Here is a 21,848-nt window from a genome sequence, read left to right on the forward strand (position 1 = left end):
TTAGCGCCTCTTCTTGGCGCGGGGATCGAACAGGTCGCGCAAACCGTCCCCGAGCAGGTTGACAGCAAGGACCGTCACGGCAAGGCAGATACCGGGGGCGAAGATCGTCATTGGAGCGATGGCAAGATACAGGCGCGAACTGGCAATCATGTTGCCCCAGCTCGGAATCTCGGGCGGCACGCCCACGCCGAGGAAACTCAGCCCCGCCTCCGTCAGGATCGCACTGGCGCAGACGGTAGCGCCCTGGACCATCAGCGCCGGAATGGTACTCGGCAGGATATGCCGCCACAGCACCTTGGGCAGGCGCGCCCCGCCGCAGAGTGCGGCCTCCACGTAGGGACGCTCGCGAACACCCAGAACCACCGAACGAACCAGCCGCGCGACAGCTGGCGTTTCTGGGACCGCGATGGCGACGATGAGGATGCCGATGCCGGGCCCGGTCAGAGAAATGAGCGCGATCGCCAGCAGAATCGTCGGGATCGACATCAGGCCGTCCATGACCCGCATGACCACGTTGTCGAAGCTGCGGCTGTAGCCTGCGACGATTCCGATCAGAAGCCCCGCAAGAGCCGCACACGCCGCCGACAGCAGCCCGACCACAAGAGAGATGCGGGCGCCGAAGATCGTTCGCGCAAACACGTCCCGGCCCAGATTGTCGCTCCCGAACCACATCTCGGCGTACGGCGGCTGAAGGCGCTTGAACGGATCCATGTTCACTGGATCGCCGGCGTAAAGAGGGGCGGCAATCGCCAGAGCGATCAGGAGCACCAACAGACTGCCGCCCACCAGAACCAGCGGGTGCCGCCTAGCCAGACGCGGAATATCGGATAGCTGCAGCCGACCAATCGGCACGGCCTCAACCGGTGCGGAAAGAAGGGTCATATCAGTACCGGATCCGGGGATCGATCAAGGTGTAGGCCAGATCGACTGTGAGATTGATAAGGACGTACAAACCCGAAGTCAGGATGAGCACACTCTGTATGATCGGATAGTCGCGGTTGTTGATTGCATCCACGACCAGACGACCGATACCGGGTATGTTGAACACCGTTTCCGTGAGGACGACGCCGCCGATCAGATAAGCGAAGCTTATGCCGATAACGGTCAGGATCGGAACACCCGCATTCTTCAAGGCGTGGTGGAATAGCATGGCATAGGACGAAGCGCCCTTGGCGGCGGCCGTTCGCATATAGTCTTCCGACAGGACCTCGAGCATGCTCGCCCGTGTAACCCGGGCAATGAATGCAATGTAGCCAAGCCCTAAGGCCACGGTGGGAAGGATCAGGTGCACAAACCAAGGCCCGAGACCCTGGTTTAAAGGGATGTATCCTTGGACCGGCAGCCAGTGTGTCCTGATGGCGAAGAAGTATATGAGAAAATAGCCGATGACAAAGACCGGGACGGAATAACCAACTGCCGAAAAGGCTGCGAGGAGACGGTCGAGCAGCCCGCCAGATCGCCACGCGGCAAGAATGCCGAAGGAGACCCCAACGGACACGGACAGGATCATCGTCAGGATCGACAACGAAAGGGTCGGTTCAAGCCGCTGCGAGATCAGGTCGAGGACCGGTCGCCCGGCAAAGATCGAGGTGCCGAAATCACCGCCGAGCATGTCGCGCACCCAACGCATGAACTGAACCGGCATGGGGTCGTTCAGGCCCAGATGCTCTCGGATACTGGCGATCAGCTGCGGAGCGGCATTTCTGCCGGCGATCATGGCCGCCGGGTCGCCGCGAGCCAGCCTGAGAAGCAGGAATATGAAGATCCCGACCATCGCCATGACGGCGATGGTCGAAACGAATCTGCGTAGGATGTAGGCAGCCACTAGGCCGGAACCTTCTGCATATTCCACATCGCTGTGAGCGACGGCATTTCGATGAGACCAGTGAGCGTCTTGCGGCGCGCGATTGGCGAGAGAACTGATCCCAGTAGAACGGTGCCCGCGATGTCCCACTGTATACGTTGCATCTCGCGCGCCAGTGCCTGGCGCTCTTCGAGTGTTTCGACATCCGCCCATTTTGCCCGAAGAGCCTCGTATTCATCGCTCTGCGGCCACCCCCACCAACCCTGCTCGCCATTCGCGGTCAGAGTGGGATTACTGAGCGTAGTGCTGCGCTCATAATCGGACTCGGACGTGATGAAAATGCTCCAGCCGTCGTTCTCAACGGAGCCCTTGTTCCTTCGGCGGGCGCCATTTGAGGCCGAATCGCCCGGGGCAAGCTCGGCGTTGACCCCAATCTTGCGCAGAGTGACCGCCAAGAGCTGCGCACAATTGCCGGCCTCCGCCCAGTCCGTTCGCTGCAGGATGACGACTTTTTCGCCGGCATATCCCGCCTCCTTGAAGAGCTGCTTGGCTTTTTCCGGATCACCGCCCTTCTTGTACCACCCTGTATTTTCGTCGTTGGTATAGGGCGTTTGGTTTCCGAAAAACGAAGTGATGGTGCGGGTGTATTCTGGGGGAAACGAAGTACGCATAAATGCCTCCTGATCGATCAGGTGAAGCATTGCTTGGCGTGCCTTGACGTTGTCGAACGGCTTCTGCAGGCAGTTCATGCGCATGAAATATACATCGCCCGCCTTGTTAAGAACCTGCAGTGCAAGGTTAGTGTCGCTTTCAATCGCTGGGTAAAGATCGGCGGGTGGCAATAAGTGAAAATCGACCTCGCCCGACTGCAAGGCCGCAACGGCGGTCTGCTGATCAGTGATATTTTCCCAGATAACGCGATCGACGTTGACGACCTTCCCGCCCGCGAACCCGTCTGTCGGCTCGTGGCGGGGTACATACTTTTCATTGCGGTCGTAGGTGAAGCTGGCGCCCGGCTTAGCAAGAGCATGGTTAAACTTGAACGGCCCCGATCCGATGTTCGCGGTCACCTGCTCTGTGGCAGCGAGATTCGCGTCCTTTTCGCGCATGATGTACAAGACCGGCGTGACCGCTCCCGCTAGGATTTCAATAAGAAGTCCCATCGGTTCCCTGAGCGAGATGATCAAGGTTTTATCGTCCTGCGCCGAGATGTCGCTGGCCCGTTCCACGATCAGCTTTCCGCCAGAAGGCACCTCGCCCCAGCGACAGATCGAGGCGACACAGTCCTTCGCGGTGACGGGGGTGCCATCATGCCAGCCCAGACCATCCCGCAGCTCGAACGTATAAGTTTTCTTGTCATCGGAAACGGCCCACTTCCCCACCATTTGCGGTTGTGGAATCAATTTGGAATCAAGCGAAAACAGCATGTCGTAAATCGCAAGGCCATGATTGCCGGTCATAGTAGCCGTCGTAACGATCGGATCGAAGGTGCTGAGGTCGCCCATCACCATGCGGACCGTCCGCGCGTCGGTTGGTGCTGTTTGTGCCCTCAGGACTGAGGGAATCGATATAGCCGCTCCGGCGGCCAAACCCGCTTTGATCATTTCACGTCGAGAGATTGCCATGGCTCATTCCCCTTTGTCCGGTCGCGCCGTTATCACGCTTATCGGTTAGATGAATACTGAGAGGAGCATTCATTCAATCTATGTTCCGTCGCGCCACAACCTCCGTCAAATTCAGTTTGCGTATCGTTGCCATCTGGTTTTGAGATAACTCAGAGCGGTTTGGATTGTGGATATGAGGTATCCTGGGCCCTTTCCCCGGCTGAAGACCTCCGTGCTCGCCCGTCCTGCCATTGCCGCCAAAGGAAAGCGCCTGCCGAAAGGTCAGCCAGTTCTAGCCGAGTAACCGCGCTCGATGACCGCGGCACACAGGATCAGGATGTTGATGCCGGAATAGGTGCGGCTGGTGGCGGCGTTCTTCGGCAGGTCGAAGGCCGCCTTCGCCCTGCGGTTCAGCCGTGCCATTGATCAAGGAGGCCATCGCAAACGGTGAGCGCTTCTGGGCCCATGCCTTTGAACACGCTTGCGCCACGAACGACATCGAGCCACCGACCAAGGAGCAGGCATCACGATGCACCTTCTTGGAGTTGTTGAGCGGCAATTAATCTGGGCGGACGACCACCATATCGACTGCCGGCGCCTTTTTCGAGTCTGACATTGGCCCGGCGGTTCAAGAGGTAATCGATGGTTGGTGGCATATCGATGGCGCTTGAGAATGCCCTTTCGCCCGAGTTGGTGAAGGGTCGAGGCGCACACGCCGAGCTGCTGGGCTACGTCCTCGCCAGTCAGCATGCCGCTCTCCCGCAGCCGTTCCTACCGGGTCTTCAATCCATAGGTGCGGCGCACGAGCATGACCCTTCTTCAGCGTGAAGAGTTCGCCGCGCCAGTTGCGATGCCCGAGTTCATTGAGACGGGCGGCGATCTGCTGGTCGTTGGCGGTCTCTAGCAGCTCGTTCAATATCGCCACGACTGTGCCGGCGTCTTGCGTATCACTGACATTGGCCGCGGTCTGGTCACCGACAGGCTCGCATGCCCTCGCCGCGCCAGCGGCTATGGATGTTGACCTGCTCGTCGACGAGCAGCGTCACGTCTTCCATGAGAAGGCCGAGCATGCGCTTGCGTTCGACGGCACCGGTGCGCTCGTCATTCCAGATGCGTGGGAAATCGGCGGCCAGCGCCTTGATGCGCTCCTGCGCTGGCTCGTCCAGCAGCGAGCGGTCGGCCTCGTTCTGGCGCTCGTGCTCGCGCTGGAGCGCGTCCAGGTCACGCAGCCGTGCGTTCCAGTCGGCTTCCAGCGCGTCGGCGACCAGGTTGTCCGCATTGACCATTCCGCAAGGCTTCTTGAAAAACCAAGTTCAATGTGTTGCTGCCCAATCTTGCGTTCAGGCTCAGTCCAGAAGCTGCCGGATTGGATCGGAGGGCAGGTGCAGGCCCTGAGCTTTTTTGGCGGGCGTCGTCAAGGCCCTGTGGCAAATGATTGCGCAGTCTCTGCATCGCACTTCTCAAAAGCTTCCTGATCCACCGGCCAGACGCGACGTTCGACATCGCAAGGTCGACCAGCGAATCAGAATCGCCGGATCGATGCGCGATGCGCTCAAGCCGGGGCACCAGCATACCCTATTAAACCAACACGTAGTTCTTGATAGCTTTCGTGAAATAGCGTGCGTCCCAACGGTCACGGCGGAAGCGATGTTAAAGGGTGCTCGCACTGCAGAAAAGGCTTTCGATAAGGACCTCTCTGCTGTCACCAATGTCGTCTCCATTGAAGTAGAGGATCGCGCCAGTCCCGTCCTTTTCACGGAAGCCCATAAACGTCCTGACACCAGGATCGCCGCCAGTGTGTCCCCAAATAACATCACCATTTTCAAGGATGAATTTGTGCCAGCAGAGGGGGCGACCATCGTGGACTTCAGAGAGCATCACGTCGATGGTTGACTCTTTCAGCAACAGATTTCCGCCTCGGTTTCCGTAGGTGGCGAGAAAGAGCGACAGTTCCTCAATGCTCGTGCGCGCTAGTCCCTCCATATAGGTGGGGTAACTGTAGAGGCAAAGCGCCACGCGGCCCTCCGGCGCAACCTCATCAATTGTCAAGCCAGGAACTGCAAATCGGGAGGAAAATGCTTGCCCGCCTCCCTCCCACTTTTCTTTGGTACCCCTGCTATAGAGAACTGCATGCCGGTTAATATTAACATCGCGCACATACCAGCCAGTGCTGTTCATGCCCAAGGGGGTGAAGATGTGGTCGGCGCAATAATCGGTGAAGCGCGCGCCAGCTACGCACTCGACAAGGTGGCCGAGCAGGCCATAAGCAACATTGCAATACCCGCCGGGGTGATCCGGATCGAGTTTGCCGGGCGCCCACCCGTGGAAATTGTCGTTGGCGTCGAAATAGATCCCCCCTGGCGTTAGGTATGCCTCGAGCCAGTCCCCAAGAGCAACCGTCGGATCGCCGCAGGCGTAGCTGTCTGAGTAAGACTTCCCGTCCCGGATTGACGAGCGATGATTCAGGAGCCGCCGTGCTGTGATGGCCAGCGATGGGTGTTTCGGATTGACGACCTGATAGGGAAGATACCTACTGACATCCGCATCCAGGTCAATTAACCCGTGTTCCCAAAGCTGCATCACGGCTGTTGCCGTAATAGTCTTGGACACGGAGCCGATATTCATGATGGTTTTGGGCGTCATCGGAACGCTGCGTGTCACATCTGCCCATCCATACCCCTTCGCCCAAACAAGCCTGCCATCGTGCACGAGTCCAACTGCCGAACCTGGAATTGAAAATTCCTTGAGCTTGCCCTCGACGATCTTATCAATAGATGATTGCATAGGTCTTACTCCCAAAGCGCTCATCTTCCCGTCTGCGATTCGGCTCTTTAATTGGTCAGTTGATTTTCAAATGCCGCGGGGTTCACGTCAAATTCAGTCTGTGTATTGCGGCCATCTGGTTTTCAGATGAAACTCAGATTGCCGGAGGGCCGGAATTTCGTCGCTCTTAGCACAGCATCCCGGCGCTAAAGCACCGGCATCTCTGAATCGCGGGTGTCGAGGCTGGTCGCTGACGGCATGCGACAGCGGCATATTTTGGGGAGTCGGTCTCATTCGTCGTGATCCTATGAGGAACTATCGAACCGAGAGGCTCGCCCCCGGTCAGCGGGGGCGGTAGCCATTCCAAGCTCGACCCGCGTTGTGCGTTCCTACTTGGCCTTGTGAGAAGGATGACATCACCATGCCGAAGCTTGCCGCTGAACAGGCCGCTGCTGCAGGCGTCCAGATTCCCCCGCCTCAATCTCGCGCTGGCTCATCAGGAATGTCAAAAAAACGCTGCTGGCCAGCGAGCAAGATCGTCCCCACATCAGCAGGGCGCGGCAGGAGTGGCAGGCTAGGGCGCCAGCCGCGGATCGGCGATGGTCCGGCGAGAATTGAGAGGAAGAACACCGGTGATGTCGATGCGGCCTGAACGATTGTCGGCATCCGCTCCGAACCCCCAAGGATTCCTATCACGAACTGGACAAACGTCCTGCCCTTGACAAGGCCGCGGTCCAGAAGATGCACCAAGTTGTAGAGATGCCCGCCGTCATAGGCTTCAAACTCGAAGCGCGTGCCGAACTGGTCTGCCAGTTCACCAATTATTCTCTCTATATCGGCAAAAGTATTCCGAAGAAGCCGCTCTTCATGGTCTCAAGGGACGGCTTCTCCCACGAGTGTGTCCAGGTTCGCTCCGTCAATGCCATCGGGTGCAGCGAAAAATTCATCGTGCCAGATCGAGGGAACAAAGTTCAGGTCGGAGCCGGCGCGCTGCCGCCGGTCGTGATGCTAGGCAGAGCGTCGCAACCGGCGCGAATGCGTCCCACCACACGTTCAAACCGTTCCGCATCGGAGCTCGGGCGACCCGTCACGGGGTCACGGACGTGAAGGTGAATGACCGTCGCCGGCATCAGCCGCCGCGATCGCCTGCGAAACAATGTCGTCCTCGCTGATGGGCAGATAGGGCTGTGATGGCGCAAGTAATGATGGCTTTGCGTGGAGACATCAGGCGGCTCCAATGTCATCGGGCCTCTCGCACCGACTTGCCAAGCTTGTCGGCGATTTCGCTTAACTCCGCGTCTGTCGCGTTATACCTGGGGGAAATGATGATTGTGTCGCCTGCCACTCCATCGACGTTCCCGCCTGACGGATAGCAGATGAGGCCATTTTGCAGCGCCCGTCGCCACAGTCTCAGGAAAGCCTGGCTCCCGGGGTCGAACGGAGGCCTTGGTGGCAGGGGCGACAAGCTCGATTCCGACGAAGTAACCTCGCCCTCTAATATCGCTACGGACGCTACCCTGTCGAGCGCATCGCGCAGCAGGGAAATCAGCTTCGATCCGTTGGCTGCGACAGGTTCAATAAGCCGCTCCCGCTCGATTATCCTCTGAACAGCCACGCCCGCGGCACAAGCCGTGGTATGGCCGGTGAACGTATGTCCGTTCTGCGGGCCTCCGTACACCGATCTGATGACATCCCCGGCTTTGCGGTTGTAAACGGCGGCTCCCAATTGGAGTCATCGATGTATTGCTCGCCATCGGCATCGAAGACATAGCCGCCCCGACCATGGCACCTTGGGCAACGCGGCTGCGGTAATCATTGTTGAAGGTCTTTACAGCCGCTGCGGCAGTAGGCATCACAAACCTCTTCTCAACAGAATGGTCAGACAGTGTGCCGAACCGCCTTCGAGCACGAGCTGTTGGAGATCCGGCTCCAGCACCTCAGTCCGTTGGCACGACCGCACGGCGACTCATTCACCATTCATTCATTCTGTCCTCCCCGCAAGCCATGGTTAAATAGACGCGGCGGCTCGTTTTTCTGGGATGAAGTTGCGCCTCGGTCTCGAACTTGGCAAACGGGTGTGTCAGGGCAACATTTTTAACTTCCCCGGTTCGGTTGTGCGGATCCCATGATCTGAGCCCGATTGCATGACGCGGCTCGTTACTCCGAGCCAGATCCAGCTTATATACGGTCGCTGTTCGAAACAGCGGCACCAACATCCCGCTTGCGGCGGACAAGGGCTCAAGAGGACGAGACCATTCTGAGACAACGACTTTTGAAGCCACGCTACGTGCCGGTTCGTCCACCTTGGATCCGCCAGGACTGATCAGGTCCTGGAAGATGGCAGAATTCGATGGGTGTGGCGCATTAGGCAACTGTCATGATCGCTCCCTCGATGACAACGCCGACATTGACGTATTTCCACAGCGCCACGAGCAGCTTGCGGGCGAGCGCGACGATCATCGTCTTCTTCAGCCGGCCGTCGTTCTGCTTCACCCGCTCCTTGAACCATAAGGTGAGCGCCGAGCGCGGCTGATGGCGCACCCATAGCCAGGCCATCTGGACCAGCGTCGTTCGCAGCTTCGGATTGCCGGATTTCGACACCCCCTGCTCGTGATCGATCGCCCCACTCTTCCAGGGCGTCGCCGCCAGGCCGGCATAGGCGGCAAGCTGTCGCCGGTTATCGTAATGGCGGGACAAACCTTCCGAGCACAAGACGGCGGTAAACTCCGGTCCGATGCCTTTCAGGGCAAGTAGCATCGCCGGGGCGGGCGAGACGGCCTGCTCAGCAGCAAGCATGGCGTCGCGCTCGGCCTCGACCGCCTTGATCTGGTCGATCAGCAGCTCGAGCCGGTCGAGTTCGCGGCCAATCTGTCGCTTCAGATGGACAGGCAACGGACGACCATCGCCGGTCTTCAGTTCCTCCAGCCGCTCGCGCCGGTCGCGGCGCAACGGTTCGTAGCCAGATATGCCTTGTGCAAACAGCAGCCCCTTGAGGCGATTGATATGGCGTGTGCGCTCATTCGTTAATGCTTTGCGCTCGCGTGCTATACGGCGGCGATCCTCTTCCTTGGGTGTGGGAACCCACAGCATCGCACACACGCGCGGCTCGCCCCGCTTGTAGGCGAGCAGCGCGCGCACCAGCGCCTCGCCGTCGATCTTATCGGTCTTTGCCCGCCGCCGCCTGCGCGAGGTCGCAATCGACGCCGGATCGACGACGTAGCTTTCGATCCCTTCGGCCTCCAGTAGCCGGTGAATCCAGAAGCCGTCGAGTCCCGCTTCTTGGATCACGATGATCGGAAGGTATGTCCCGCTTCGCGCCTCAGCCCTCCGCTTGAGCTCGGCGAACCGCGCCAGCAGGTCGGCGACGTCGCCCGCCGTCACCATGTGCTTCGACATCTTCTCTCCGCCACCCGGCAACAGCGACGTGATCAGCCATTTCGAGCGGCTCAATTCCAACGACACGAAAATTGCGCCAAGATGGGTGCGGATAGCGGTCGGTTTTTCCGGTTGGCGAGTGACTGGCAAGTTTAGCCTCCAAGGTGAGATGTTTTGGCGACCTCACTTTGCCACCGCGCCGGTCGCTATCCACCTCCTCATAGGATCTGAACAGTTCGCCTGTCAGTTCGTCTTCGCCCCGCACGATTCACTCCCACCTCTTCGTGGTCAGAGTGGATCACGAACCTGAGACCGTCGCGAGCCCTTTTTCAACAGCCTGCTAGTGCCGTCGGGATCGTCGAGCGGTCGAGCCACCAGGCGACGGTGAAGCCGGCGATCGCCGGATCGTTGGCTGCGATCGCGTTCCTGCGCTCGCGGATTTCAGCGATTTAACGGCCGCCCGAGGAGCGCTATAAATTCGCCGACCTCGACATAACTTCCGGATCGAATTCCACAGACGATGGATGTGCCAGGCGCAAGGACATCAATGGTGTCGGCCGTTAACGAGTCCATCGGGTATAGTACTCCGATTAGATCCCCCTGCTTAACTTCGTCCAACATCGAGCAGCGAGGTTCGAAGATGCCTCGCGCGGGCGAATACAGCTCGTCGGACGAGCGCCGCGTTTCAAGTGCCTGGACAGAGTTCTGGCGACGGAACGTCAGATAGTCAGATTTTCCTTCGACCAGTCCAAGCGCGATGAGTCCGTTGCGTACTCCAGCTTCGTATATTGCAAGAGCTTCGGCGCCAACCTCGCCGCCACCGAGTTCGGGGCAAATGAATACCTTGCCCTGATTTTGGGCCAAAGTATCGAACATTCCAGGCGTTTCTGGGTGTTCCCAGATCAACGTCATGGGTAATTTGAACGCCTCTGCCATTCTAATCGTCTTGGCCATGAGGCCGGGATCAGCTACGGGATGTGTCGTATTGACCAGAGGAAATTCCCAGCCCGGTCCGTAGCTGTGAAGATCAAAAATGGTGTCCGCGGTAGGCAACAATATCCGAGAAACCGCGTCCGCGATTCGTTCGGTTGCCGACCCGTCGGCACGGCCCGGAAACACTCGATTGAGGTTCAATCCGTCAATCGGTGTATTGCGGGTGAACGCCTGCACAGCCGGTGGATTGAGCACCGGTACGATGATGATCCGTCCACAGGTTTGCGCTTCGGGCAGCCACTCAATAAGCCGTCGCGCAACAATCGGCCCTTCGAGTTCATTACCGTGACATCCGCCGGTGATCAGGAGCCGAGGCCCCTCGCCTTTGTTGAGGCTGAATACTGGGAGCGAAAGAGCTTCGCAATCGGCGCCCTTTGGCACAACAAGATCCCCTTTGCTCACGCCGGGCTTTTCGAGGTCGAACGTAAGGTGTGGTGCTTCGCTCATTGTTCAGCCTTCATGGTGTCGTTTGCGAGACGAGACTTTCTAAATGACGTTGTGGCACAGGATGGCCCGACTAACGGATGGTACCTCGCGGCTATTGGGGTCGGCGTTTATCAGCGAGATATCGCGAAGAACGTGTATCCGAACTATGATCCGGCGCGGCGATCGACGTCAAATTCAGTTTGCGGATCGGCACTATCTCGTTTTGAGATAAAAACTCAGAGCGGCCGTGACTTGGAGGAGAATCGCCCCTGTGTCCGCCTACAAAGACCGGTACTTCTGCTAGGGTTGAGCGCGCGAAAAAGATGCAGTTTAGGGCTTGAAAAGGGCTGGCCATTCGGCCCTGGTCGACGGTCCAAATCTGCATGACCATAGCGTGCTGGAGGCTGGATGTGTTCCGACGCAGACACCGAGACAAGCATATTCGGCCCCGTTCCAAGGACTGCTTTGTGCCGCCCGATTCGCCCTGCACCGGCTATTGAAGCCCTAACCCCTACCTGTGTGATCCTCACCGTCTTCCTCCCATTCCGTTCGCAAGCGCGACAGAAAGTGGTCCAAAGCCGGGATGGTCAGCAGAAGCGGCGATCAGGCAATTTGGCAATCGTCTTTACCAGTCTAGGAGGGAACCATTATGGCTGACACCAGATGCGTGTAGCGAGGAGTTTGAGTGCCAAGTGCTTTGGCCGGGTTACGGCCGCCTCGGTTCTGAGCTCGGTCGAGCGGGAGTATCTGGAGCGGCAGGTCCGGCGTCGGCGTGTAGCGCGATCAATGGCGGAGCGGTGCCGGATCATTTCTTCGATGCGCTGACGGTGTCTCCAGCAAGGTCGTGCAGCCGAGTTGGGCGTGCACGAACACACGGTCGGCAAATGGCGACGACGTTTTCCTCAAAGATCGCGCCGAGGGGCTGCTGGACGAGGCCCGCCCCGGCTGACCCGGACGATCTACGATGATCAGATCGCAGCTGTAATCGAGCGGCCGCTACGCTCGAATCCTGATGATGCGACCCATTGGTCAATCCGCTCGATGGGCACTGCGACTGGCTTCTCCCATACGACGATCCGCCGGATATGGACCGCCTTCGGGCTGCAGCCGCATCGCTCGGAGACGTTCAAGCTGTCAAGCGATCTACTGTTTGTCGAAGTGTTCGCGACATGGTCGGGCTCTACCTGTCACCGCTCAACAGGGCCCTGGTTTTGAGCGTCGACGAGAACAGAGCCAGATCCAGGCATTCGATCGGGAGCAACCGGTCCTGTCGATGATGCCGGGCATGCCGGAGCGCCGGACCCATAGCTCTGTCCGACACGGCACCACCTCGCTGTTCGCGGCGCTCGATGTGGCGTCCGGCGTTGTGATTGGCAAATGCTACAAGCGGCACTGGACAACCGAGTTTCCGGACTTCCTCAAGCAGATCGACGCCAACGTGCCGCGCGATCTCGATGTCCACATATCATGGATAATTTATGCCCCCACAAAACCGCGCTGGTCAGGTCGTGGCTGGCGCGCCGGCCTCACTCCCATGTCTACTTCACGCCTACCTCGGCATCCTTGATCAATCAGGGTCGAACGCTGGTTCGCTGAACTGACCCGAAAGCAGCTGCGACGCGGCGTGCATACCTCAACCAGCCAGCTCGATGCCGATATTTGCACCTTCATCGAGCGCCACAATGAGAACCCGGAAGGCCGAGCAGACCTTATGTGGCGAACTTTAGATTCAAATGACTAGCACTGCAGAGCAGACCGCATCTTCCTCCGGATCGGCAGGTATCTTCGCATGGCGGATCGATTCCGGATGAACGCACGCATGTTTGGCCGTTGTGAGGTATCGAGTGCAGGAACGCGCACTCAAATTATGCATGAAAAAGCGTGTGAGGTGTGCTGCTTAGTATTTCCGTACCGTTATCTGTAACAAGAACATGCTCACTGGTTCCAAACAAGTAACCACTTTCACCACATAAAATGATTGGCATATGCAAGGTCATATTTGGCTCAAGAATGTCTTCTGCGCCGGGTTCAAGACTGATGTAACCACGCTCCAGCCAATTGATGCCAGTTTGATAGCCGACTCTGTGGTTAAGAAGCCCGGGACGGCCATGTCGTTTGAGTACCTCTCTGCCGGCCGCATCAACTTCGCCGGCTGTCGCGCCAGGCCTGATCGCAGAAATCACCGCCTCCAGAACTTCAATCGAGAGGTCGTGCAGACTTTCAGTCTCGGCGTGCCGACCAAGAATGGCGCTTCGCACGACGCCGCAGGCGTAACCGCTTTGATATCCCCCAAGTTCCATAAAGGCCGGCTCGTTGTTTCTGATCGCATTGTGCTTGGGGCTGCCGTGTGGAAGTTTCGTCCGCTCGCCGAAGACCAATGTTGAGGAAGCCGCCCTTACCTCGCCTCCGGCTTGCTCGACTTCGCGATCAATATTCGCCGCCACTTCGGCCTCCGAAATGCCTTCCCGTAGGGACTGATGGAAAACTCGAACAGCTATGTCTGTCATTTTCATTGCGGAACGCATAATTTCAAGTTCCATATCCGTCTTGACAGCTGCGACCGTCGCCACCAGATGAGACGCGTCAACGAATTCGATATCTGGAAGTTTCGCTTGAAGCGCGTAAACGTCCGCCGGTGCAAGATTCCAGCAGCCAAGCTCAAGGCCGACCCTACCCTTCAAGCCACGTCTCCGAATGGCATCCGCGCACACTGGGGCGAAATCAGTTTGTTCCCTGTAAGGAACTATTTCATCTACCCAGCTGCCTACACGGACACTTGCTAAGTCAAACTCTCTGACGACCAAGGTAGGCATTTGTCCCGGGATGAGAATCAATGGGAACGGCATGAAGTATGCACCACGCCCGTCGTATCCGCTAAGATACTGGAGGTTACCATGGGCGGTGACCAAAAGAGCGTCGAGGCTAGCTCGTTCCATCGCCTCGAATACTTTGTGCAGACGGCGTTCGTATTCGGTCCTAGGGAACGGAAGACCCGTCGACGGAACTGCTGAAGATGTATTAGTCATTAGATCACCTCAAGTGCTCACTGGTTGTCTAAAAGGCGCCCATCGGCTAACCGGAGCACGCAGACAATGCGCACGCGCGGATACCATCCGTCGTCCTATCGTGAGGATTGCTTGCACCGTCGGCATGGGTCAAATGCATTTTCCATATCGTAGTCATCTGGCCACGCGATGGCTTCATAATGTGGAATGTGAATCGCGCCGGGTTGATCGGGGACTCTAGCTCCTGAGAAGGTAGAGCCTGGCTGGCAGGACAACAAATAATTTTCTCCCGAAGTCAGGCCCGTGCGGTGCGGCTGGTTCTGGATAAGACGAGCATTTCCTCGCGCTGGGCGGCGGTCATGTCGGTTGCCGCCAAGATGGGCTGCACAGCGGAGACGCTCAATGAGTGGGTGACGAGGTTCGAGCGCCTGCGGTCCCACGGATGTCGCGATTAAGCTCAAGGCTTCGGAACGTGTGAACCGCGAGCTTCGAACCTATTTTTCCCACGATCGCCTTTATCGACGGTCACCGCAGGGGGCATGGGTCGAGCTGATTTTCAAGGTGTTGCCGGTCGCCCCGTCGGCCTGCCACCACCATTTCGCCAAGCCCATCGATCTCTCCCGCCTCTCGGCTTAGGCGAGAGGGATGAGGCTTTGTAGGATGAGGTGCGGCGCGTGTTTGAAGCGAGCTTCCGCGTCGACGGCGTTCGCAAGGTCTGGCGCCAGTTGCAGCGCGGGAGCTTCGATGTCGTCCCCTGCACGGTTGCCTGCCTCCACGCTTGCTCCAATCGCCGCTGCCGCCGCATGCGCTCAGGCCATGGACATGCCGAGCGAACGCATCGCGGCCGCGATGAGTATGGGTCCAGCGCATCTGCGGGGCTTCAGCATCAGTTCGGAACAGACATGAAGGTTGCCCATGTTGGCATAGCTGCCAGGGGCGGAGAGTATTCGCGCCTGGCGCAGAGGGCTGGCGACCCAATGTCAGACTCCGAGTTGATGCGAAAGACCAAGGCTTGTGGCGCTCCCGACGAGCTCGTCGTTTCTCCTTACCGACGTTGCTCTATTCCTGCCTATCAAGTCGACCGCGATTTTTCTGAAGGCATTGCTGGCCGCCAGAGGGCAACTGCCTGGCCCTCCTCCGCACCCGATCCTTGGTGCCATGAGCAACCGGTACATTCGAACCAATTCTCGGAATCCAATTGACTTAGAAACGTTTGTATGACAATGTCAATTCCTACGAACAAACGTTTGCTTTTCGCAAGTCGACAGCGACGGCATCGAGATTTGCCACGACCCTGCGGAATCTGAACCCTCTCAGTTTGAAAGGTGTCACTCATGGTCTTGCAAGGCCGCCGCCCGGTCCTCGGAATTCTTGAGCTTGATGAAGGACTGGCACCTGATGGCGCGTTCCTTATTGCAAGGGAGGGTTCTATGTTGCATCCAGCGACCTTTGATGGCCCGATCATCATGGAAATAGTGGAAGGCGCCTTCGCCGAGACTATTGTGCGCGGTGAGCCGTCTCTTAGGCTTAAGGACGCTTGTGTTGCTGCAGCGAGACGACTAGTCGAACGAGGCGCTGACGTAATCTCTGCTGACTGCGGTTTTTTCGTTCGCTATCAGGCAGCGGTTGCGGCTGCAGTCAATATACCCGTCGTGATGTCCAGCCTGCTACTCGTTCCGGCGTTGCTGCGGCAGCTATCGCCCGCTCAGAAGCTGGCGGTAGTAGCGGCTGACTCCCGACACTGCACCGAAGATCTGTTGGGGATAGAGAAGCCCGTCGATCGATCGAAAGTAGTCGTCGGAGGGATTGAAGGCGGTATGTTCGTAGGTAACGCGTTCGCGCGGCCATACATCCAAACCGATGTTGGACAAATTGAATCGGAAGTCGCAGCTTGTGTCGCGCAACTGCGCTCCGAACATTCTGAGATTGGAACCCTACTTTTCGAATGCACGGCTTTCCCGAGTATCAAAAACGCCCTACGCCGCATAACAGGGCTGCCGATCTACGACATCACGGACCTTTGTCGGCTGACGCTCGCGTCGGTTGCTAGCCCTGAATTGTCATGAATAACGATCAAGCTGTGGTTCCAACACAAAGCCCGCACGCCCATGGCAGTAAGCGGGATAGTGCGTCTTCGTGTTGTTCCCGGTGGGGCATTGGCACCGGAGTGCCGTTGTAGTGAGGGCGTCACCGGCAATCAGTGGGATTTGGAGCAGCAGCGGCAGTAGCCGCCGGCATCACACCTATTACCCACGGTAGCAAAGGCGGCCGGTCAACTCACATCATCTCAGACTCAGATGGCCACAATCGACAAACTGAATTTGACGGCAGCCACTCAGCGGTTTTGACTGACAAGGCGCTAATCGTTTCTGATGCACCAGCGCCATGCATATCTAGTCAACAGGAACGCCTGCCCGAAATGCAGGCATGAATGTAGTCATTGAGAGTACGCGCAGACACGACCTTGCTTCGCTAACGGGCCAAGAACGGCAAAAAAGATGGGAGAGACGGATGAATCGGCTTATAACGATGATTGCAGCTGCAGCCTCACTCGCAGTTGCGTCCGGCGGTAGCCCGTCCAGGGCCAACGCCGGCGAAGTTCTGGATCGCGTGCTCGCCACAAAGACGCTGACGGTGGCGGTGGGGCCGGATTGGGGACCCCTGTCCCATTTGAACGACAAACATGAGCTCGATGGTTCCGATATCGACCTTGCCAAGGCCATCGCGAAATCCCTTGGCGTGGAGGTAAAGTTCGTAACGACGAACTGGGATATGATAGCGGCAGGCAAGTGGCAGGGCCGTTGGGATATGGGCATGGGTCAAATGACGCCTACGAAGGAACGTGCCAAACTATTTGAGTTCGTCACTTACAGTTACATTCCAGAGGTAGCCATCGTACACAAGGATAGTAAGGCGACGAAACTTTCCGACCTCGACGGCAAGGTTATCGGTGTCGGATCGGGCGACGTGGCAGAGTCCTATGCCAAACATAACTTTACGCCCGGATGGGTCACCGCTAAACCAGTAAAGTACCAATTTACACCTGGCGAGCTGAAGATTTACCAAACGGACAGCCTTTTGTACGACGACCTTCGCCTGGGAGATGGAGTACGGCTTGATGCGGTGCTTAACTCTGATAACGGGGCTAGAAATGCGATAAAGGCCGGGTATCCAATTAAGATCCTTGACGAGCCGTTGTTCTCGGGGCCGGCTGCTATTTCCATTCTCCATGGCGACAAGGAATTCCTCGACAGGGTTGCGGCTGCCGTGAAAACGATGAGGGATGATGGCACCCTCGCCAAGCAGTCCATGAAATGGTTCGGCGCGGACTACAGCGTCGACAGATAATTGCAAAGCATAGCGGCCCCGCTGTCGGGGCCGCTCTTTGAAAGCGCTGCTCATGCTTTATCAGGACAACGTCGAGTCCGAGGTCCTCGTCCACAAGCCGTGGTTCGTTGCTTCAATTTTTGCCGTAGTGCTCGCGGTTTTTCTTATGTTCAATCTTACGGGCACCACCTTTGGCGAGCTCATGCGGCCTGTCATCGGCGACCCGGCGCAAAGTGGGATCTATGGTCGCTTCGCGATCGCGTTTGTGATAGCGATCATATTCTGTCTCAACATCGTTTTGATCGGTTTTGTTTCGCTGAAGGTGCAAATCGGTGTTGTCTGGGCCGAGCTACTGGTTCTGTTTCTTGCCTTCTTCAAGTCATTTAACCTGAGCATGCCCTTCATCTGGGAGAATTTACCATATCTGATCACGCAGGGAGCGGTTACGACGATCTATATCTCGGCGGTTTCACTGATATTCGCTTCGATCATCGCGATGATTGCCGCGATTGCAAAGCTTTCAAGCAATGGCTTCGCCTATGCAATCGCCAGTTTCTACACATCATTTTTCCGTGGCCTGCCGCTGCTGGTCCAGATTTACCTGATTTACCTCGGACTGCCGCAACTTGGTATCTTTATCAACGCCGTTCCTTCAGGCGTCTTGGCGCTGTCGCTTTGCACCGGAGCCTACATGACAGAAATTTTCCGTGCCGGTATCCAGAGCATCGACCGCGGCCAATGGGAAGCTTCGCGATCCATGGGTTTCGGCTTCGGTCTTACGATGCGTAGGATCATACTGCCGCAGGCGCTTCCGGTCATCATTCCCCCAATGGGAAACACGTTCATCTCAATGCTGAAGGACAGCTCACTCGTCTCCATCCTCGGTGTGTGGGAGCTCACGTTCCTTGCTCGCACACTCGGCCAGCCGACTTTTCAACACATGGAGATGCTCATAACGGCCGCAATTATATATTGGATTATGTCCATCTGCCTGGAACTGGTCCAGTCCAGGATCGAGCGCCACTTTGCTAGAAGCAAGGTGCGGTGATGGTCGTCAGCATAGGCAAGGTCACGTGAAGCACGCTCCAAAATTGTACGGCCCATCTAAGACGACTGTCGAGATAAGCTCCCCCGGGTCAAGTTCGGATCGGGGTTATCGGGCGGCCAGAGGAGTGGCAGTGAGTGATACAGTTATCGAAGCTAAGAACGTCTCGAAGTGGTACGGCACCTTCAGAGCATTGACTGACGTCAATCTCACGGTCCGCAAGGGCGAACGCATCGTTATCTGCGGCCCCTCCGGATCGGGAAAGTCGACGCTAATCCGCTGCTTTAATCGGCTCGAGGCGCACCAAGAGGGCGAGATCACTGTCAATGGGATCCGGTTGCATAACAAAATGCGCGACCTGGCTGAGGTTCGTACGAACGTCGGCATGGTGTTCCAGCACTTCAATCTCTTCCCGCATATGACGGTGCTGATGAACTGCATGGCAGCGCCGATGTGGATTAAGGGTATGTCAGAGGCCGAGGCAAAGAAGATCGCGCTAAAATTCCTCGAGCGCGTACGCATACCCGAGCAGGCGAACAAATTCCCTGGTCAACTCTCCGGAGGACAACAGCAGCGCGTCGCAATTGCCCGCTCGCTCTGCATGGAGCCTGCGGTCATGCTTTTCGACGAGCCGACCTCGTCTCTCGATCCGGAGATGGTCGCTGAGGTGCTCGAGACCATGACCAGTCTCGCGCGCGAGGGCATGACGATGGTCTGCGTCACCCACGAGATGGGTTTCGCGCGCTCCGTCGCCGATCGCGTCATCTTCATGGATGCAGGCCGGATCGTCGAGGAAGGCAAGCCGCACGACTTCTTCACCAAGCCTCAGCACGAAAGAACAAAGCTCTTCCTCCATCAAATCTTGTCGCACTGAGTTGATCAATCGGGCGGATCTGATTTAGCGACTATCAGAATTATCGAGAGACGAGCAACATAAGCAATATTAGTTGATTGCAACAGATCTCGGCCACAAAGCAACGGTCGCTTTAGCCAATCTTGTCATCTGAGTTTTAGATGAATCACATCGCCCAAACAGTATTTGAACACACCTAGCTCAAACGTCGTGGCTTCCGCCTAGAGTGAGATTCAAATTGCAGCGCCGTTGGAAAAACGACGGTGGATCGCGCTCGATGGTAGTACTGCCTGCGTTCATCGTTATGGGTGTGAGGCCGCTACCCTTGTGGGTTAGTGGGCGCGCGAGCGCGTGGCAGCTTGGCTTTAAGGGCGTGGCATATTTGGGTGCTTGTGAATTCGCGCCAGCAGTCGATCCCGAAAGCTTCCACAATGGCAAAGAGAACATCTCCACTCGTGCCGTTTCAACACAAGAGGTTCCGTTCTCTGTGGTCGGCTGCATTTGTTTCGAACCTTGGCACCCTAGTCGAGGGCGTGGCTGCTGCATGGCTGATGACGAGCATTGCCACGTCGCCTGGTATGGTGGCGCTCGTCCAGTCATCGACTACGCTGCCGTACATGATCTTTTCGCTCGCAGCGGGAGCGCTCGCAGATAACTCTGATCGCCGCCGGATTATGTTGACGGCTCAACTGCTGATGGTGTGCGTTTCCGCGTCTTTGGCGTTTTTGGCCTATACCCAGGCACTCACACCCTGGACTCTGTTGAGTCTCACGTTCCTGATCGGCTGTGGTTGGGCGTTGCACGACCCATCGTGGCAAGCTTCGATGGGAGATATCCTCCCTCGCGAGCACCTATCAAGCGCAGTTGCACTTAACGGCATGAGCTACAATCTCATGCGCAGCATCGGACCGGCCATTGGTGGGCTCATTGTAGCGGCAGCCGGTGCGGCCTTTGCGTTTCTTTTCAAATTCTTTTGCTACTTCGCCCTGATCATCGCGCTCTTGCGATGGAAAACTGTACGTGCGCGACAGCCGCTTCCGCGTGAGGCTTTCGGTAGTGCGATGGGCGCCGGCTTCCGCTATGTGCTGCTGTCGCCGAACCTTCTCAAGGTGATGTGTCGGAGTTTCGTTTTCGGTCTCACCGCCATCGTCATTCTGGCTCTGCTGCCGCTCATTGCCCGAGAACAGGTGAAGGGTACTGCCATAATCTACGGCGTGATGCTCGGCTTCTTTGGCCTGGGTGCCATTTGCGGCGCGCTTCTTATCACACGGAGCCGCGAAGTTCTCACCAACGAGTGGGTCATTCGTGGCGCATTCTTTGTGCTGGCGATCATCTGCTTCTTTCTGGCATCGTGCGAACACGTTTGGTTGAGCTGCCTTCTCCTCATGCCGGCTGGTGCGGCCTGGCTGCAGGCATTCTCGCTGTCCAACGTGACGGTTCAGCTTTCGGCGCCACGGTGGGTGGTTGGACGAGCTCTCTCCCTCTACCAGACGGCTACATATGGCGGCATGGCGGCGGGCAGCTGGATCTGGGGTGAATTGGCGGACATCCAGGGTGTTTCCGGGGCTTTGTTCGTTGCTAGCCTCGTTCTTGTCTTCGGGGGGCTGATCGGCATTCTTCTTCACCAACCGGATTTCGAAACACTCAATCTCGACCCGACCAATAAGTTCAGCGAACCGGCGCTGCAACTTGACCTGCGATCGCGCAGCGGACCGATCATGGCGATGGTTGATTATCGCATCGATCAGAAAGAAGTTCCAGAATTCCTCATCGTGATGACATCGTGGCGAAAAGCCCGACTCCGAGACGGTGCCAGGCAGTGGTCGCTGCTGCGCGACTTAGAAAAGCCCGGACTGTGGACCGAGTGTTACCACGTACCAACATGGGTCGAACATTTGCGACACAACCAGAGGCAGACCCATGCCGACGCTGAAATCGCAGCGCGCCTGGACGCACTGCACCAAGGCGATTGCCCGCCCAAATCCATCAAGATCGAACGGCAGACGTGCGGGTACACGACGACATGCCGCTTAAGCCCCACTTGGACAGGTCTTGAGCGAAAGGCCGGAAGCGGCGTCCCAAGTTCAACTTGCCAAGCCTAGGTGTTTAGTCCCGGCATTTGCTGGAGCGGATTGAGGGTGAAGCGCTCGGGCTGGGAAGCCCATGCCTTGCAGATGAACTCGTAGGGGGTGAGACCTTTGAGGTCTTGAGCCTGCGACCGAAGTTGTAGGCTGTGACGAACTCGGCAAGGTGCCGACGCAGTTGGTCGTGATCGTCGTAGTGGAAACGCTTGACCGTAGCGTCCTTGATGGTGCGGTTCATGCGCCCGACCTGGCCGTTGGTCCAAGGATGCTTTGGCTTTGTGGTTCGATGTTCGATATCGTTCCTGGCGCGGGCGAGTTCGAAGGCATGAGCCCGGAATATCTCGCCATTTGCGATCGCTTCCTTGATCAGTGGAACGGCCGAACCGCCAGCTCCTGGCGTGGTGAACTCGCTGCCATAGCACCTACCGAAGGAATGATGAGAGGCAACCGAGACATCGGTGCGCGCAGCTTTTTCGCTGCAGGCGCGCACCGATCGAGGTGGCCATGGCCAGTCGAAGGATCTCTTGAATGTGAATGTTCACAACCCATTCCGGAGAGACCGACCACGA

14 protein-coding genes and 4 pseudogenes are annotated in these 21,848 nt (G+C 57.5%); 6 read left to right on the forward strand and 12 right to left on the reverse strand.

Annotation, left to right across the window (positions count from 1 at the left end):
- From MESOP_RS31020 to MESOP_RS31065, 10 genes and pseudogenes are all read right to left on the reverse strand, one after another.
- Complete coding sequence (locus MESOP_RS31020) at positions 1-882, reverse strand: ABC transporter permease (RefSeq protein WP_013533423.1); 882 nt, start codon at positions 880-882, stop codon at positions 1-3.
- A 1-nt stretch (position 883) separates the two neighbouring features.
- Positions 884-1,825 carry an ABC transporter permease gene (locus tag MESOP_RS31025; protein ID WP_013533424.1) on the reverse strand — a complete coding sequence of 314 codons (942 nt, stop codon included), beginning with the start codon at positions 1,823-1,825 and terminating at the stop codon, positions 884-886.
- Positions 1,825-3,429 carry an ABC transporter substrate-binding protein gene (locus MESOP_RS31030; protein ID WP_013533425.1) on the reverse strand — a complete coding sequence of 535 codons (1,605 nt, stop codon included), beginning with the start codon at positions 3,427-3,429 and terminating at the stop codon, positions 1,825-1,827. Before MESOP_RS31030 ends, MESOP_RS31025 begins: the two co-directional genes overlap by 1 nt.
- Before the next feature lie 208 nt (positions 3,430-3,637).
- Positions 3,638-3,810, reverse strand: a pseudogene (locus MESOP_RS36425) (ArdC-like ssDNA-binding domain-containing protein); the annotation flags it as partial.
- 569 nt (positions 3,811-4,379) lie between these two features.
- Complete coding sequence (locus MESOP_RS36430; RefSeq protein WP_245262917.1) at positions 4,380-4,694, reverse strand: hypothetical protein; 315 nt, start codon at positions 4,692-4,694, stop codon at positions 4,380-4,382.
- Positions 4,695-5,058: 364 nt separating this feature from the next.
- Entirely contained in the window at positions 5,059-6,192 is a 1,134-nt protein-coding gene (locus MESOP_RS31040; RefSeq protein WP_013533426.1) for a serine hydrolase domain-containing protein, read from the reverse strand.
- 456 nt (positions 6,193-6,648) lie between these two features.
- A complete protein-coding gene (locus tag MESOP_RS36875) occupies positions 6,649-7,005 on the reverse strand; it encodes a 3-keto-5-aminohexanoate cleavage protein (protein WP_081285657.1) in 357 nt (118 codons plus the stop codon).
- Positions 7,006-7,142: 137 nt separating this feature from the next.
- The gene (locus MESOP_RS36880; protein WP_081285656.1) at positions 7,143-7,415 is read right to left on the reverse strand and encodes a 3-keto-5-aminohexanoate cleavage protein; all 273 of its coding nucleotides are present in this window, start codon (positions 7,413-7,415) and stop codon (positions 7,143-7,145) included.
- 1,120 nt (positions 7,416-8,535) lie between these two features.
- Positions 8,536-9,696: an IS110 family RNA-guided transposase gene (locus MESOP_RS31060; protein WP_013533428.1), complete on the reverse strand. Its 1,161-nt coding sequence runs from the start codon at positions 9,694-9,696 to the stop codon at positions 8,536-8,538.
- 291 nt (positions 9,697-9,987) lie between these two features.
- Positions 9,988-10,986: a succinylglutamate desuccinylase/aspartoacylase family protein gene (locus MESOP_RS31065; protein ID WP_013533429.1), complete on the reverse strand. Its 999-nt coding sequence runs from the start codon at positions 10,984-10,986 to the stop codon at positions 9,988-9,990.
- 642 nt (positions 10,987-11,628) lie between these two features.
- On the opposite strand from MESOP_RS31065, the pseudogene MESOP_RS34370 reads away from it, so the two are divergent.
- Positions 11,629-12,661, forward strand: a pseudogene (locus tag MESOP_RS34370) (IS630 family transposase); the annotation flags it as partial.
- 169 nt (positions 12,662-12,830) lie between these two features.
- On the opposite strand, the gene MESOP_RS31075 reads toward MESOP_RS34370, so the two are convergent.
- Positions 12,831-13,991 (reverse strand): M24 family metallopeptidase, encoded by a 1,161-nt coding sequence (locus MESOP_RS31075; protein WP_013533430.1) that lies wholly within the window; start codon positions 13,989-13,991, stop codon positions 12,831-12,833.
- A 1,313-nt stretch (positions 13,992-15,304) separates the two neighbouring features.
- Between MESOP_RS31075 and MESOP_RS31080 the strand changes: the two genes are divergently transcribed.
- The 5 genes and pseudogenes from MESOP_RS31080 to MESOP_RS31100 all read left to right on the forward strand — a co-directional run bounded on the left by MESOP_RS31080 (position 15,305) and on the right by MESOP_RS31100 (position 21,251).
- Positions 15,305-16,036, forward strand: coding sequence for an aspartate/glutamate racemase family protein (locus MESOP_RS31080; RefSeq protein ID WP_013533431.1), 732 nt, complete (start codon positions 15,305-15,307; stop codon positions 16,034-16,036).
- A 445-nt stretch (positions 16,037-16,481) separates the two neighbouring features.
- Entirely contained in the window at positions 16,482-17,318 is an 837-nt protein-coding gene (locus MESOP_RS31085; RefSeq protein WP_013533432.1) for a transporter substrate-binding domain-containing protein, read from the forward strand.
- 52 nt (positions 17,319-17,370) lie between these two features.
- Positions 17,371-18,345, forward strand: a complete 975-nt coding sequence (locus MESOP_RS31090; RefSeq protein ID WP_013533433.1) for an amino acid ABC transporter permease — start codon at positions 17,371-17,373, stop codon at positions 18,343-18,345.
- A gap of 130 nt (positions 18,346-18,475) precedes the next feature.
- Positions 18,476-19,216 (forward strand): amino acid ABC transporter ATP-binding protein, encoded by a 741-nt coding sequence (locus MESOP_RS31095; RefSeq protein WP_013533434.1) that lies wholly within the window; start codon positions 18,476-18,478, stop codon positions 19,214-19,216.
- 410 nt (positions 19,217-19,626) lie between these two features.
- Positions 19,627-21,251, forward strand: a pseudogene (locus MESOP_RS31100) (MFS transporter).
- 42 nt (positions 21,252-21,293) lie between these two features.
- On the opposite strand, the pseudogene MESOP_RS31105 reads toward MESOP_RS31100, so the two are convergent.
- Positions 21,294-21,607, reverse strand: a pseudogene (locus tag MESOP_RS31105) (integrase core domain-containing protein); the annotation flags it as partial.
- Positions 21,608-21,848 lie beyond the last annotated feature (241 nt).

It is taken from the genome of Mesorhizobium opportunistum WSM2075, assembly GCF_000176035.2.
Classification (GTDB): domain Bacteria; phylum Pseudomonadota; class Alphaproteobacteria; order Rhizobiales; family Rhizobiaceae; genus Mesorhizobium; species Mesorhizobium opportunistum.